The organism is Terriglobia bacterium, assembly GCA_020072565.1.
Taxonomy (GTDB): Bacteria; Acidobacteriota; UBA6911; order UBA6911; family UBA6911; genus JAFNAG01.
In genome coordinates this window covers 121,469-135,191 of the sequence record JAIQGI010000013.1, presented here as the reverse complement: position 1 = coordinate 135,191, position 13,723 = coordinate 121,469, and the positions used below count along the sequence as shown (strand labels likewise).

General features: G+C 59.8%; 9 protein-coding genes. 4 read left to right on the top strand and 5 right to left on the bottom strand.

What is annotated here, in order from left to right; all coding sequences use genetic code 11:
• Nucleotides 1-132: 132 nt before the first annotated feature.
• The 3 genes from LAP85_10115 (at nucleotide 133) to LAP85_10105 (ending at nucleotide 5,273) form a co-directional block, all read left to right on the top strand.
• On the top strand, nucleotides 133-2,280 hold the full coding sequence (locus tag LAP85_10115) for an enoyl-CoA hydratase/isomerase family protein (GenBank protein MBZ5496748.1): 2,148 nt from the start codon (nucleotides 133-135) through the stop codon (nucleotides 2,278-2,280).
• An 89-nt stretch (nucleotides 2,281-2,369) separates the two neighbouring features.
• A complete protein-coding gene (locus LAP85_10110; GenBank protein MBZ5496747.1) occupies nucleotides 2,370-3,560 on the top strand; it encodes a thiolase family protein in 1,191 nt (396 codons plus the stop codon).
• Nucleotides 3,561-3,731: 171 nt separating this feature from the next.
• Nucleotides 3,732-5,273 (top strand): acetyl-CoA hydrolase, encoded by a 1,542-nt coding sequence (locus LAP85_10105; protein ID MBZ5496746.1) that lies wholly within the window; start codon nucleotides 3,732-3,734, stop codon nucleotides 5,271-5,273.
• A 62-nt stretch (nucleotides 5,274-5,335) separates the two neighbouring features.
• Here the strand turns inward: LAP85_10105 and LAP85_10100 are convergent, their stop codons facing one another.
• Nucleotides 5,336-5,782, bottom strand: coding sequence for a tRNA (cytidine(34)-2'-O)-methyltransferase (locus tag LAP85_10100; GenBank protein MBZ5496745.1), 447 nt, complete (start codon nucleotides 5,780-5,782; stop codon nucleotides 5,336-5,338).
• Between the two features lie 201 nt (nucleotides 5,783-5,983).
• On the opposite strand from LAP85_10100, the gene acnA reads away from it, so the two are divergent.
• Entirely contained in the window at nucleotides 5,984-8,686 is a 2,703-nt protein-coding gene (gene acnA, locus LAP85_10095; protein MBZ5496744.1) for an aconitate hydratase AcnA, read from the top strand.
• A gap of 95 nt (nucleotides 8,687-8,781) precedes the next feature.
• On the opposite strand, the gene LAP85_10090 is transcribed toward acnA, so the two are convergent.
• Genes LAP85_10090 through LAP85_10075 form a run of 4 tightly spaced genes read right to left on the bottom strand, consistent with a single transcriptional unit; the run spans nucleotide 8,782 to nucleotide 13,721 of the window.
• On the bottom strand, nucleotides 8,782-10,257 hold the full coding sequence (locus LAP85_10090; GenBank protein ID MBZ5496743.1) for an NAD(P)-binding domain-containing protein: 1,476 nt from the start codon (nucleotides 10,255-10,257) through the stop codon (nucleotides 8,782-8,784).
• Nucleotides 10,258-10,288: 31 nt separating this feature from the next.
• A complete protein-coding gene (locus tag LAP85_10085) occupies nucleotides 10,289-11,236 on the bottom strand; it encodes a hypothetical protein (GenBank protein ID MBZ5496742.1) in 948 nt (315 codons plus the stop codon).
• On the bottom strand, nucleotides 11,233-12,048 hold the full coding sequence (locus LAP85_10080) for a hypothetical protein (protein ID MBZ5496741.1): 816 nt from the start codon (nucleotides 12,046-12,048) through the stop codon (nucleotides 11,233-11,235). Before LAP85_10080 ends, LAP85_10085 begins: the two co-directional genes overlap by 4 nt.
• A gap of 8 nt (nucleotides 12,049-12,056) precedes the next feature.
• Complete coding sequence (locus LAP85_10075) at nucleotides 12,057-13,721, bottom strand: hypothetical protein (protein MBZ5496740.1); 1,665 nt, start codon at nucleotides 13,719-13,721, stop codon at nucleotides 12,057-12,059.
• Nucleotides 13,722-13,723: the final 2 nt, after the last annotated feature.

Genomic DNA, 13,723 nt, shown 5'->3' with positions numbered 1-13,723 from the left:
CCCCCGGCTGTTAGACGAACGAAGGGGTACATGCCATGCTGCCGAAGGCTATCTTCAGCGCGCAGCACCAAGAGGGAGCAGAGGGCCCGACTCGGCGCCCTCCGACAGGCAACACTCACGGAAGGGAAGAGAATGGGCGAACTCGTAACGCTTGGCAAAAGCGGCGATATCGGCATTGTCACGATCAATAATCCTCCCGTGAACGCCCTCCGCCCCGACTTGCTCGAGAGCCTGATTGCGTGCATCCATGGCGCAGAGAATGACGACGACATCAAAGCACTGGTGCTGATTGGCAACGGCCGGATCTTCAGCGCTGGCGGAGACATCGGGCTCATCGACCGCATGGCGTCGGGTCGTTGTCAAGCGGGCATCGACTTCCATCCGCTGCTTCGGACACTGGAAGATTGCCCGAAGCCGATCGTGTGTGCCATCCACGGGGAAGCCCTCGGTGGCGGCCTGCAGATCGCTCTGGCCTGCCACTATCGGATTGCCGTCCCTGAGGCGCGGGTCGGCGAGCCCGAAGTCAAGCTGGGGCTGATTCCGAACGCCGGAGGCACGCAGCGACTTCCGCGGCTGGCCGGCGTCGCCAAAGCAGTCGACATGTGCGCTCGGGGCGAGCCGATCCCAGCGGCCGAGGCGCTCGCCTCTGGGATCCTGGACCGCATCGTCGCCGGCGATCTGCTGAAGGGCGCGCTGGCCTATGCGCATGAACTCGTTGTGCAAGGATTGGGGCCGCGCCGGACGCGGGAATGCTGGCGGAAACCGGAGACACCGGACATCCGCGCCTCCGTGCTTGCCTCGGCGCGCGCCCGGGCGAACACAAGAATGCGCGGGCGCCTGGCGCCTCTCAAGGCGATCGAGGCCGTGGAAGCAGCCACGATCCTGCCATTCGAGGAAGGCTGCCGAAAGGAGCACCAGCTTTTCCAGGAATGCCTGCTCTCCAGCCAGGCCGGGTCCCTGATCCACATGTTTCTCAGCGAGCGGCCGGGCAGAATCCCCAACGCTGCAGGAAGGACACCCGCCCCCGAGGTGCGCCGCGCAGCCGTCATCGGTGGGGGAACGATGGGGAGCGGCATTGCCATGGCCTATGCCGGCGCAGGTATTCCGGTATTGCTCAAGGAAATCTCCTCGGAAGTGATCGAGAGGAGCATGACTGCCATCCTGCGCAACTACGACAAATCCGTCCAGGGGGGGCGTCTGAGCCGGGAAGCCGCGGATGCCTGCTTCCGTCGAATCCAGCCGACACAGACCTACGAAGCGTTCTCCAACGTCGATATCGCGATCGAGGCGGTCTTCGAAGAGATCGAGCTCAAGAAACGGATAATGGCCGAGCTCGACCGCATATGCCGTCCTGGGGTGATTCTTGCAAGCAATACCTCCACGCTCGACATTGACGAGATCGCCCGCGCCACTTCCCGCCCGGACCGTGTCGTCGGCCATCATTTTTTCGCACCGGCTCACATCATGCGGCTGCTCGAAATCGCGCGCGGCAGAGCCAGCTCTGCCGATGTCATTGATGCTTCCCTGGCGCTCGCCCGCAAGCTGGGAAAAGTCGGAGTGGTGGTGGGGAATTGCCGGGGATTTGTCGGCAATCGCATGTATCACCAGTACCAGCGAGAAGCCCAGTTGCTCCTCGAAGAAGGTGCCGCGGTGCCGGAAGTGGACCGGGCCTTATACGATTTCGGCATGGCCATGGGTCCGCTGGCCACGGCGGACCTGTCCGGATTGGACGTGGGCTGGAAAATCAGGCGCGCACATCCGCAGGAGGGAGACTGGCCGAATCAATCTCTCGTTGCCGACCGCCTATGCGAGTTGGGCCGTTTCGGGCAAAAGACGGGAGCGGGTTGGTATCAATACCAGCCGGGGGATCGCACGCCGGTTCCCGATCCGGAAGTCGAGAAAATCATCGAAGCTTGCGCATGTGCGGCAGGAATCACAAGACGAACGATAGCTGCCGGGGAAATTGTCGAACGCACCGTGTACGCACTCATCAATGAAGGCGCCCGCATTCTCGCAGAGGGAATCGCAGCGCGTGCCGCAGACATCGACGTCATTTATGTCAACGGATACGGATTTCCCGCGCATCGGGGCGGGCCCATGTGGTTTGCCGACCGTCTCGGCCTCGCTAAGGTCCATCGGCGCGTCTGCGAGTTCGAACAGGTTCAAGGCGCCCGCTGGGCTCCGGCTCCGCTGTTGGGCAGGCTGGCGGAAGCGGGAAAGAGTTTCGCCGACTTCGACGGCCGGGAGGCCGGCCGGCACAGGAGTGACGATGACGAATAACGGCTATGCTGACCGTGGAGCTGTCAAGCTCCACTTATTTGCACTGCTGGGCGCTGCTCCGCGGTGCCGGAAGGCTTGAGGGGGAGGAGATGAGAGAAGCTGTTGTCGTGGCGAGTTCGCGTACGCCGCTTGCGAAATCGTTCCGGGGATCCTTGAACCTGACACGCCCCGATGATTTCGCCGCCCATTGCATTAGAGACGTGCTGGGCAAGGTGCCGCAGGTAGCGCCTGAAGAGATCGAGGATGTCACCCTGGGGTGCGGATTCCCTCAGGGGCCGCAAGGGTACAACGTGGCCCGCATCGGAGCACTCCTGGCGGGCTTGCCGGCCACGGTTCCCGGCACTACGGTCAACCGCTTTTGCTCCTCGGGTCTGCAGGCAATCGTCATGGCGGCGCACTCCATCATCAACGAAGGCGTAGAAATCGCCATCGGTGGTGGTGTCGAGAGCATCACGATGACCGCGCACTCGCGGACCGACCAGAATCCGCGGATTCAGCAAACTAAGCCAGGCGCGTACATGGTGATGGGTGAGACAGCCGAAGTGGTGGCCAAGCGCTATCGCATTTCGCGCGAGTCGCAGGACGCGTATGCTCTACTGAGCCAGCAGCGGACGGCGCGCGCGCAGGCCAGGGGGTTTTTTGATGAAGAGATCGCTCCCATGAATGTGGTCTACGGAGTCTTGGATAAAAAAACGGGGGAGATCGTGGAGCGGAAGGAACACCTCTTTCAAAAGGACGAATGCAACCGGCCTGACACCACCCTCGACGGTCTTGCCGCCCTGCCGCCCTACTTTGATCCCCACAGCGGCCTGGGGACGGTCACTGCCGGCAACTCCTCCCAGCTTTCCGATGGCGCTTCCGCTACTCTTCTAATGTCCCGGCAGCGTGCCGAGGCGCTCAGCATCAAACCCAAGTTGGTCTTTCGCGGCTTTGCCGTGGTCGGCTGCGAGCCCGACGAGATGGGCATCGGGCCGGTTTTTGCGGTGCCCAGGCTGCTGAAGCGTCATGGACTCAAGATTGCAGACATCGATCTTTGGGAACTGAACGAGGCCTTCGCCGTGCAGGTCGTCTACTGCCGCGATCGGCTCGGCATCGACCCGGACCGGTTGAACGTCAATGGTGGTTCGATTTCCATCGGACACCCCTACGGCATGACCGGCTCCCGCCTGGTGGGAACCATGGCAAACGAGATGCTGCGGCGCCGGGTCCGCTACGGGGTCGTGACGATGTGCATTGGTGGGGGCCAGGGTGCTGCGGGCCTGTTCGAAAACTGCAGTTAATACTTCAAAACACATGAGATACGCGAAATGAGTCTATGCGTATCTTGACCGTTACGCGGCATGTGGGACAGCGTAGATTTCGATTGCTTTCGCCCCTGCTCTCAACCATTATTTACGCGCAAAATTAACTACTTACCCGTCGTCCTCCCAGGATGGGCGGAAGGAATTCATATGGCATCTTTAGAAGATCGGATTGAGTGTAAGGAACTGTTGAGCAAAGTGGTACCCGTCGAAGAGGCAGTCAAACACGTTTCAGTTCACGGCACTATCGGAATCAGCGGATTCACAAAGTCGGGCGAACCAAAGGTTTTCATGCCTGCATTGGCCAGGCACTTCGCGCAGCATGCGCCTCATGCCAAAATCGGCCTCTTCAGCGGAGCGTCGCTTTCGGACGAGGTGGAGAATCCCATTGCCCCATTTCTTGGCAGGCGTGGGCCCTACATGTCATCGTCGGCATCGCGTAAACTCATTCATGCCGGAAAGATGGACTTTACCGATGTGCATCTATCCATGTTTGCCCGCAACCTGCTTTACGGTTTTTACGGGGGCCTGGATGTGGCGGTGGTAGAAGCTTCGCGCATCCGTCCCGACGGCAGCGTCGTGCTGTCGTCATCGGTCGGAATTTCGACCGAAGCCCTCTCCATGGCCAAGAAGATCATTCTCGAGGTCAACACCGCGATTCCCGACTATACCGGTTTCCATGACATTGTGCTTCCGGCTGTGCATCCAAGAGTGTGCTGGCCGATTCCCGTCATCAACGTCAAAGATCGCGTGGGCACGCCGTACGTGGAGATCGACAAGCACAAGGTTGTGGCGATTGTCGAATCCCGTCAGTCGGATTATCCGGTGGAGTTCAAGCAAACTCAGCAGATCGAAACCAAGATCGCCGAAAATGTCGTTGATTTTCTGATGCATTGCCGCAAGTGGCTGTCTTGGCAGAAGCGCCTGCCCCCTATCCAGTCAGGGGTTGGGAATGTCGCCAATGCCATTGTCGGCGAGCTCTACAAATCTCCATTTCAGAAGATCCGCTTCTGGACCGAGGTTTTTCAGGACGGCATGATGCGTTACGTCGAGGACGACGAGAAGTTCGACAGCGCTTCGGCAACTGCTGTTTCATTTTCGACCCAGGCGAGGAAGGATTTTGAGCGCCTCTTCACGCGCTGCCGCGACAAGCTGGTGCTCAGACCGATGTGGCTTTCCAACAGTGCCGAGATCATCACGCGCCTGTTTGTGATTGCCATGAACACGCCCCTGGAGTTCGACATCTATGGCCACGTGAACTCAACTCACGTCGACGGATCCAAAGTAATCAACGGCTTGGGCGGCAGCGGCGATTTTTTCCGCAACGCCTACATAAGCATCGCCCACACGCCGTCGATCCGCCGCCTCAAGGACGGCAGGACCGTCAGCTGTGTCATGCCTTACGTGCGCCACATCGATCATACCGAACACGACATCAAGTGCCTGTGCACGGAACAAGGCTACGCCATCAACACCGAGATTAGATCGGCCCGGCGCCGCGCCGAAGACATTATCGAAAAGTGCGCCCATCCGCACTTCAAACCGCTTCTGCGGGACTACTTGCGGATCGCCGGGGGAGGTGACGAGCCACGCGCCACGGACATGAATTTCCTGGTGAGTTGGTGGAAAGAATACGACGCCGCCTGCTGGAGTTTCCCCGCCGGCAAGGAAGCAAGCAGCCGGGCCGAATGACTCCCTGGGATGCGGATTTACGCTCTACACGCTGCGCATGCGGGAATCCGCGTCCCACCGCTTTACAGAAGCTGCCGCAGAGCTTCGTACACCGCGATTCCAACGGCGGTCGACAGATTCAGGCTGCGCACATCGGCGGAACGCATCGGAATCCTGAGGGCCTGGTCCCAGTGGCCGCGCAGCAGATCTTCCGGAAAGCCCGTCGATTCGGGTCCGAAGAGCAGGCAATCTCCCGCCCGATAGGCGACCTCGGTGTAAAGACGTTGCGCGCGGGCGCTGAAGTAGAAAAAGCGTGTGCCGGTCAGCTCGGCATACAAATCCTCGAGACTTTCCTCGCGGCGCAAGTCTACGAAAGGCCAGTAATCGAGGCCGGCCCGCCGGACCGATCTGTCGTCGATGCGAAAGCCGATTGTGCCCACCAGGTGCAGCGGCAAACCATTGGCGGCGCAGAGCCGCGCGATGTTGCCGGTATTCGGGTGGATCTCCGGCTTGAACAGCGCAACGTGCAACAGGTCTTTCACGGGCACTCAGCTCCTCCCCCTCGAGTTTGTAGCATCGCTTGGTTAAAAACCACGAAATAGGCGAAATACAAAAAAGATTTTTTCGCGCGTTTCGTGGTTCGCCAGGCTTGACGTTTTCGGTCAGGGAACTTACACTTAACCCTCGATCTTCCTGCTTTTAGCAAATCATAAGTATTGGATGGAAAAACCATGGCGCACAACTTGTTTCATTCACTGCAATCGTTTGAAACCGGGTCCGGCCGCTCGGGCCGGTTCTATTCCCTGCCTCGACTGGAAAGAGAAGGAGTTGGACCAATCTCCAGGCTGCCTGTCAGCATTCGCATTGTTCTCGAATCGGTCCTGCGCAATTATGACGGGAAGAAGATCACCGAGAGAGATGTCCGTGGTCTGGCAAACTGGGGGCCAACTGCAGAGCGGACGCAGGAGATTCCATTCATAGTCGCGCGTATCCTGCTGCAGGATTTCACGGGGGTTCCGCTGCTGGTCGATCTGGCGGCAATGCGCTCTGCGGTTGCCCGGCTCGGGCGCGATGCAAAGATGATCGAACCGCTGGTCCCTGTGGACCTGGTTATCGACCATTCGGTGCAGGTTGACTTCGCGGGCACAGGCGACGCGCTGCGGCGCAACATGGAAGTGGAGTTTCAGCGTAATCACGCCCGCTATCAATTCCTGAAGTGGGGCATGCAGGCGTTTGACGGGTTCAAGGTGGTCCCTCCCGGTATCGGAATATGTCATCAAGTGAATTTGGAGTATCTGAGCAAGGTTGTGCTCCGGAATGACGACGTCTGCTATCCAGACACATTAGTGGGGACCGATTCACACACCACCATGATCAACGGGCTGGGCATCGTCGCCTGGGGAGTGGGAGGCATCGAGGCGGAGGCTGGAATGCTCGGTCAGCCGGTCTATTTCCTGACCCCCGATGTGGTGGGTGTGCACATGACAGGACGTCTGGGCGAGGGTGTCACAGCGACCGACCTGGTATTGCACGTGACCCAGATGTTGCGCAAGGCCATGGTGGTCGGAAAGTTCGTCGAGTACCACGGCGAGGGGGCTGCGTCGCTTCCTGTAACCGACCGGGCGACGATCGCCAATATGGCCCCCGAATACGGCGCCACCATGGGCTTTTTCCCGGTCGACGAGGAGACCTGTGCGTATCTGCGCGCCACGGGGCGAAATGAGGAACAGGTAGCGCTGGTACGCAACTATTTCAACGCCCAGGGCATGTTTGGAATTCCGCGGCGAGGCGAGTGCGATTACAGCTCCGTACTGGAACTCGATCTTGCACATGTGCAGCCGGGGGTGGCGGGACCCAAACGGCCTCAGGATCGAATCAACCTCGGCGAGCTCAAGCGGACCTTCCAGGAAATTCTGCGGAAGCCGGCCGCCGAAAACGGCTACGGCAAGCCCGCACAGGAAATCGGCAAACGATTTCCCGTGAAGATTGCCGGCCGGAATGGAACCGGAGTAGGCCATGGCGATGTGCTGATCGCCTCGATTACATCCTGCACGAACACCTCGAATCCCAGTGTGATGCTGGCGGCCGGCCTGCTGGCGAGGAAGGCCGTCGAGCGCGGCCTGGCCACGCCGCCGGCGGTCAAGGCTTCGCTGGCGCCGGGATCCCGTGTCGTAAGTGAATACCTCCAGAAGACCCGGCTGCAGCCTTTTCTCGATCAGTTGGGATTCAACCTGGTCGGCTACGGCTGCATGACTTGCATCGGCAATTCCGGCCCGCTTGATGCGCAGCTCGAAGATGTGGTGCGTGGAAACGATCTGATCACGGCTGCCGTTCTGAGTGGCAACCGTAACTTCGAGGCGCGGGTTCACCAGTCGATCAAGGCGAACTTCCTGATGAGCCCCCCTCTTGTGGTCGCTTTCGCCCTGGCCGGGCGCATCGACATCGATATGACGCGAGAGCCGCTCGGCAAGGGGAGTGACGGTGCGGACGTGTATCTCCGCGACATCTGGCCGACGCTTGCGGAGGTGCGCGATTTGATGAACGCCGCTCTTGATCCGGACACTTATCGCAGGCTCTACCGCAGCTTCGCCGATCAGAGCCCCATGTGGAACGATATCCCCGCGCCTGCCGGCGAGGTCTACCATTGGGACAAGGAATCGACCTATATCCAGGAGCCGCCTTTCTTCCAGCAGTTTGACATGCAGCCGGGCCGCATCGAGGAAATTCATGGTGCCCGGCCGCTTGCGATTCTCGGGGATTCGGTGACCACGGATCACATCAGCCCGGCCGCGTCCATCAAAGCCAGCTCCCCGGCGGGGCTTTACCTACAGGACCGGGGTGTGACGGTGGAGGACTTCAACAGCTATGGCGCGCGCCGTGGCAACCACCAGGTGATGATGCGAGGAACCTTCGCCAACGTGCGCATCAAGAATCTGATGGTCCCCGGAATCGAGGGGGGTGTGACCCTTTATCAGCCGGAACGCGAAAAGATGAGCATCTATGATGCCGCCATGCGTTACCAGAGCGCCCGGGTTCCGCTCGTTGTGATCGCCGGCCAGGAGTATGGCACGGGCAGTTCGCGCGACTGGGCGGCAAAAGGGACGGCCCTGCTCGGGGTGCGCGCGGTCATTGCCCGGAGCTTCGAGCGCATCCACCGCAGCAACCTTGTCGGCATGGGCGTGCTCCCCTGCCAATTCAAGGAGGGCATTTCCGTCATGACGCTCGGCCTCGACGGCTCCGAGTCGTTTGACATCCTCGGGCTCACCGATGGCATCAAGCCGCGCCAGGAAGCTACCCTGGTGGTTCACAGGCCTGGTGGAAAGACCGAATCCGTTCCGGTGACGTTGCGGCTCGATACGCCCGTGGAGGTCGACTATTACGCGCATGGCGGCATCCTCCCCTATGTGCTGCGTCAACTGCTGGCCCAATCTTAGCGGGATGGGTTCGCGCAGGCGTCCTCGCGTCTTGGCGTCGAGTCTTGTTGATTGCCGGCCCCTGGACGCGAAGACTCACCGGCGTGCCGGCCCGGTTACTGGGGACCGGCCGAGGCTGCGAGCAATTTCTCCACTATCCGGATTCCGGTTTTTTCCAGGAACTCCTCAGGGGAATCACCTCCGATGAGGATGAAAACGAAATCGTTGGGGATTTCGATCTGCTCTCCCTGAACGCTGAGGACTACGGAGTCCTCGGTGATCTTGCAGACCTGGGAGCTGCGCAACACACGCAGTTTGCCTTCCTTTTCTTCTGCTTCCAAGCGAGTCCGATTGCGCTCGCGCGTCCGGGGGAAGTTGTCGCCACGATAGGAGAGTGTCACCCGGTTCCTGTCCTGGGCAGCCAGGGCCATGGCTGCTTCGAGCGCGGAGTCACCGCCACCGACCACCAGGATGTTGCGGTCCTGATAGCTCGCAGCCTCGATCAATCGGTAGGCGACTTTGCCGAGTTCCTCACCCGGCACTCCCAGACGCCGCGGGGTGCCTCTTTTCCCCATGGCCAGCACCACGCGTCGGGCGTGGTACCGGCTCTTATTGGTCTCCACCTCGAAGTTTCCGCCGTTCATCTTGACCCTGGTCACGCGCTCGTTGGTCTGGATGTGGACTCCTGTATTGGTGATGATGGTCTCCCATACCGTCAGCAGCGACTCCTTGGCACCGTCGGCGATATAAAGCGTTCCGTACAGCGGCATCTGGATCGGTTCAGCCATGAGGAACTTGTGGCGCGGGTATTGCCGGATTGTGGAAGCGATTTCTCCTTGTTCGAGGGTCAGGTATTGCAGGCCGTGCTGATGCGCGGTGAGGGAAGCGCTCAGGCCGGCTGGCCCCGAACCCACGATGAGCACGTCATAGACTGCATTCCCGTCCGACGCCGCGGGTGGTGCAGGCGCGGCCTGTTTTTCTTCTGCCAACCGCTGCCTCACGTGATCGATGACCAGTTTCCCTTCGTTGATCGCCGTCTTGATCATGCCCATGCCGCCCAACTCACCCACGATGTAGACTCCCGACACGTTGGTCTCAAAATTCTCATTTACAAGCGGCACTTTGAGCGTCTGAGTTACCAGGCCGCCGAAGGCGAGCGAGAGCGCGCCCGTCGGACATGCTTTCGCGCAGAGGGCCTGCCCGGTGCATAACTCGGGATGAACCAGATTGGACTTGCCGCCCACCAGCTCCAGGGCACCCTTTTCCGGGCAGCTGTCGACGCAGCTGTGGCAGCCCATACAGACGGCGGCGTCAATCACCGGCCTGGGCTTTTCCTGCCGGGCCCCGTCTCCGGTCGTCACCTTTACCTGCGCGCGATGGACATTCCACAACGCAAGGGCCGCGCCGCAGCGAGAGCAGAAGGAAGAGCCGCTCAGCAAGGGTGCTCCGCAGCGGGGGCAGGGACTGCCGGAAATCTGCGCGGAGCCGCTGCTCTTCGTTTTTGCAGCCTCCCCGGCTATGCGCTTGAGATAGCGGCGGACAAAATAGAATGTGAGCACCGCCGCGATCAGAAAAGAGAACAGTGTGTCCATTAGCAATTTCCTGGGCCTCGCCCTGCCATTTTTAGAAATAGCCGAGAAGCAGTGCGACGGTAACGTGAATGAGGACGAGGACGGCGAAGGTGTAGCTGAAAGGGCGGTGGACCACGTGCCAGAAATAGAAGACACGTTGGGTTTTGGATAGGAACAGTATCTTCTTCGAGAGTGCCGCCTGCCTGCGCGCCGTGGCAACAGCTTTTTCAAGATTGATGTTGTTCGTGGGCAGCACGCCCCCGAAAGAGAACAAGGCCGCCCGTTTTCCTGAGGCTCTGCGCCGCAGCCTCCAGATCCTGGGTGGGCGAACCAGGTCGGCCTTTAACATCCGGAATGTGGCATACAGAACCGGCATGAGTTCCACCTCCTGCACATTCGGCAGGCGCAGGCAGCGCTCGAGTTCTTCAGGCGGCAGGATACTCTGTGCGGCCAACTGCATTGCCAGTTGGTTCTGGAGATCCTCCATCTCGCGCAGTGACATCATGGCAGCGTCCAGGCTGCGCGGGATCTGCGCGTAGAGGTAGCGTCCGGTGATCCCGCTGACGACCAGGGCGGCCATGGTCCAATAGGCGATCCCAGCAAAGCCATGGGTCTTGAAGCAGGAGTGGAAACTGATAAGGACCGGAGCTCCCACTCCCATCAAGATATGGAAGTCAATCCAGTGTGCCGTCTTTCCCCGCCGCCCCAGCCATCCCCAGTGTTTTCGCAACGGATAGAGATAGACAAGCACGAACAGGAAGAATCCCAGCATGCCCAGCCGCAGCCCGATCACGCCGCTTGGCTTGAGGTAGGGATGCATGGGCGAGAAGGGGCGGTGCGCCTGGTCGAGCAGGTAGTAGTCGCGGCCGTACAGGCAGAGAATGACAGCAAGGCTGAGGAGCACAAGTATTAAAAACGCCACCAGATTGCGATGAAGTCGTGGCTTGGCGTCTAAGCGCCCGATAGCCCGGACCTGGACTTGCGGAATTGCAGTGCTCATCGTTTCACGCTGCTCTGAGTGGTGACCGAGAAACGGCGGTAGTCGGTGAACCGGTGGATGTTGCGCCAGTGCTGCTGGGCAGTGGCGACTTCGATCAAGGCCGACGTGGGCAGCCAATACGCGCTCTCGGCGCCGTCAAAGCGCACCGGGGCATACTGCACATCGGCGGTAAGGGTCTGCAGCCCCAGATCGGTGAGGGGACTCGCCAGCTCAGCGGTGATTCTGATGAAAGCCATTGTTTCGGGATCGATCCATGCTTTTCCTTTCAGCTCCAGGGGGACATCTCTGCCATTCAGGCGCAGACATGCGGTAGATCGTGTTCCCGGGACATGCTGGAACTGAATGCACACAACCCTTTTGCCGCCGATGGATTCCTCCGGCAATTGCAGGTACTCGAAACAGTTTTGGTACAGGGGATGGAAAACCAGAATCATGGTGGAAAAGCCTCCTGTGACCAGGAGGGGCACGTCGTTGCGCTTGGCTGACGGTTTCTTTATAAGGCGTGATTCTTCCACCGCAAGATAGTTCTCGCCAGGGCTTATCAGGATCAGGTAGTCAAACTGGGACTCCAGCCGTCGAACAACCCCTCCCCCCTTGGCGAGCTTTACCTGCGATACCGCTTCACTGCAGGTTACTGCCGGATACTGCTGCCGGAAGGACTCGACCTGTTTCCCCAGTTTTTCGAGCAGCGTGGCAAGCGGCGGCGAACTTGACTGTGCCTGAATGATGGCCGGAAATATGAACCCCATCAGGATGCAGAGCGGCAGCACCCTGAACCGCCCGCCATACCTGCGCCGATATATATTTTTCATCTGAAATGCTAAAAGCCGTAGCCCACGTTCAGATACCATTGGTTATAGCCTTGGCCGGGGCTGCGATAGAGCGTACAGCCTACCCCGACAAAATAGTGTCTGAGCATGATCCAATCTGCGTTTGCGTTTACCCAGCGGGCCCGATTCTGCAACGAGAAGGATGAGACATAGTTTTGCTGACCGGCCTGCAACTCGAACCTGAGGCTTTCACCTGCCGAGCGTGAAATTGAGACCGAGCGATAGATTCCACGACCGAACGAGCTGTCAAACTTCGAGTATCGCGCATCTCCACGAATCCCCGTATGGGCGATGTTGCCGATTGCGAGGCCGTACATCTGGTTCCAGGAACTTTGAGTGTCGCCCGTCTTGGAACTGCGGCCGAAACTGGCATACGGGCTGATGTGAAGCGGGAGTTCCAGGCGCACGCCGGCGCTGAGGCCATGGAACAGGAGCTTGTCGACCAATCCTGTAGCCACCAGCCTGGGATCGAACGTGGGCATCTCTCTCAAGAAATTGTGGCTGAGGTCGAAGGAGATGAACCGATGAGGCTGCAGGCGAACCGTGAGATAGCTCCGGCTCATGGCGATCTCCCGCTGTTGGTTTGTGCCTGTGGCTCGCAATAGATCCGCTTCGAGGTTGTAATAAAGGGACAGGGCCCGCTTGTATTGCAGGCTGGTTTCGACGAACCCGAACTGGCGGTCCGGCTTCCAGCTTATCCTGGTCACCGACGCTCCAAAAGTGCTCGTGTAACGGAACGATTCATAGCTGCCGCCCTCGAGATTTACCGAAGCCCCGACCAGCTGCCGGTTGCGATCGTAGCGCCACGAAGTCGGATCGGGCGAACTGCCTGCAAACAGGCCGAGAGTGACCCTCTTGCCAGTGCGGTAACCGAAATAACCCCCGTCTATTGTGCCCAGGCTGGTGGCCCAGGGGAGGTAAAACCGCCCCATGCCCGCGACCCAAGGTGATTCAGGATTGCTGTAAGTGAGGCTCAGGTGATAGGTCCGCTGGATCAAGTCGGTGAGAGTCTCCTGCACAGCGCTCTGCTTTTGACGCGTAAAGCGGCCTCGGTAATAGCCGCTCAGGTTCCAATGGGTGCCTCCCAGACGGGTGGCATCCGCTCTGACCACAAAACCCAGCGCTGAGGTACTGTTAGATGTGGTGAGATCCCTGATCGAGCTGTAATCGAATCCGATGCGTCCGCGCATGCGGTTGATTTCGGTCAGCGGAGGACGCGGTACCGCCGCACGCGCTTCGTCCTCAATCGGATCGCCGGCAGTGAAACTCACGACCTGCGGGTATTTCGCCGACTCATCGGCCGCTCGACTCTTGCGCAGCGCTTCCGCGTCCTCTTGAGACATCCAGACCTCATCCCCGACTCGGATCTCCTCATCGGCGGACCCGACCGAACAGGCGGCCGATGTCGAAGCAACCGAAGCGACCTCGATCTGCGCGATGGTTCGGCCCTCAGGGTGGGCGGGATCGATTCTCCTGACCGTCAATTTCTGTCCCTCAGCCAGACCCGCGGTACGGCCCCCTTCCAGATAGACCGCGCCTTCAACGACGTATTTCACTGTAAAACGCGTACGAACTTCAGTCTGTTGCTGCCCGAAGGCAACCAGAGACGCCGCCAACAGGCTTGCAAAAACCAGTAGTACCCGCACTCGTGACATAA

Coding starts and splice junctions, on each gene's coding strand:
- LAP85_10080 (MBZ5496741.1), bottom strand. CDS start 12,048: ATGAAAAATATATATCGGCGCAGGTATGGCGGGCGGTTCAGGGTGCTG.
- LAP85_10085 (MBZ5496742.1), bottom strand. CDS start 11,236: ATGAGCACTGCAATTCCGCAAGTCCAGGTCCGGGCTATCGGGCGCTTA.
- acnA (MBZ5496744.1), top strand. CDS start 5,984: ATGGCGCACAACTTGTTTCATTCACTGCAATCGTTTGAAACCGGGTCC.
- LAP85_10115 (MBZ5496748.1), top strand. CDS start 133: ATGGGCGAACTCGTAACGCTTGGCAAAAGCGGCGATATCGGCATTGTC.
- LAP85_10105 (MBZ5496746.1), top strand. CDS start 3,732: ATGGCATCTTTAGAAGATCGGATTGAGTGTAAGGAACTGTTGAGCAAA.
- LAP85_10090 (MBZ5496743.1), bottom strand. CDS start 10,257: ATGGACACACTGTTCTCTTTTCTGATCGCGGCGGTGCTCACATTCTAT.
- LAP85_10110 (MBZ5496747.1), top strand. CDS start 2,370: ATGAGAGAAGCTGTTGTCGTGGCGAGTTCGCGTACGCCGCTTGCGAAA.
- LAP85_10075 (MBZ5496740.1), bottom strand. CDS start 13,721: ATGTCACGAGTGCGGGTACTACTGGTTTTTGCAAGCCTGTTGGCGGCG.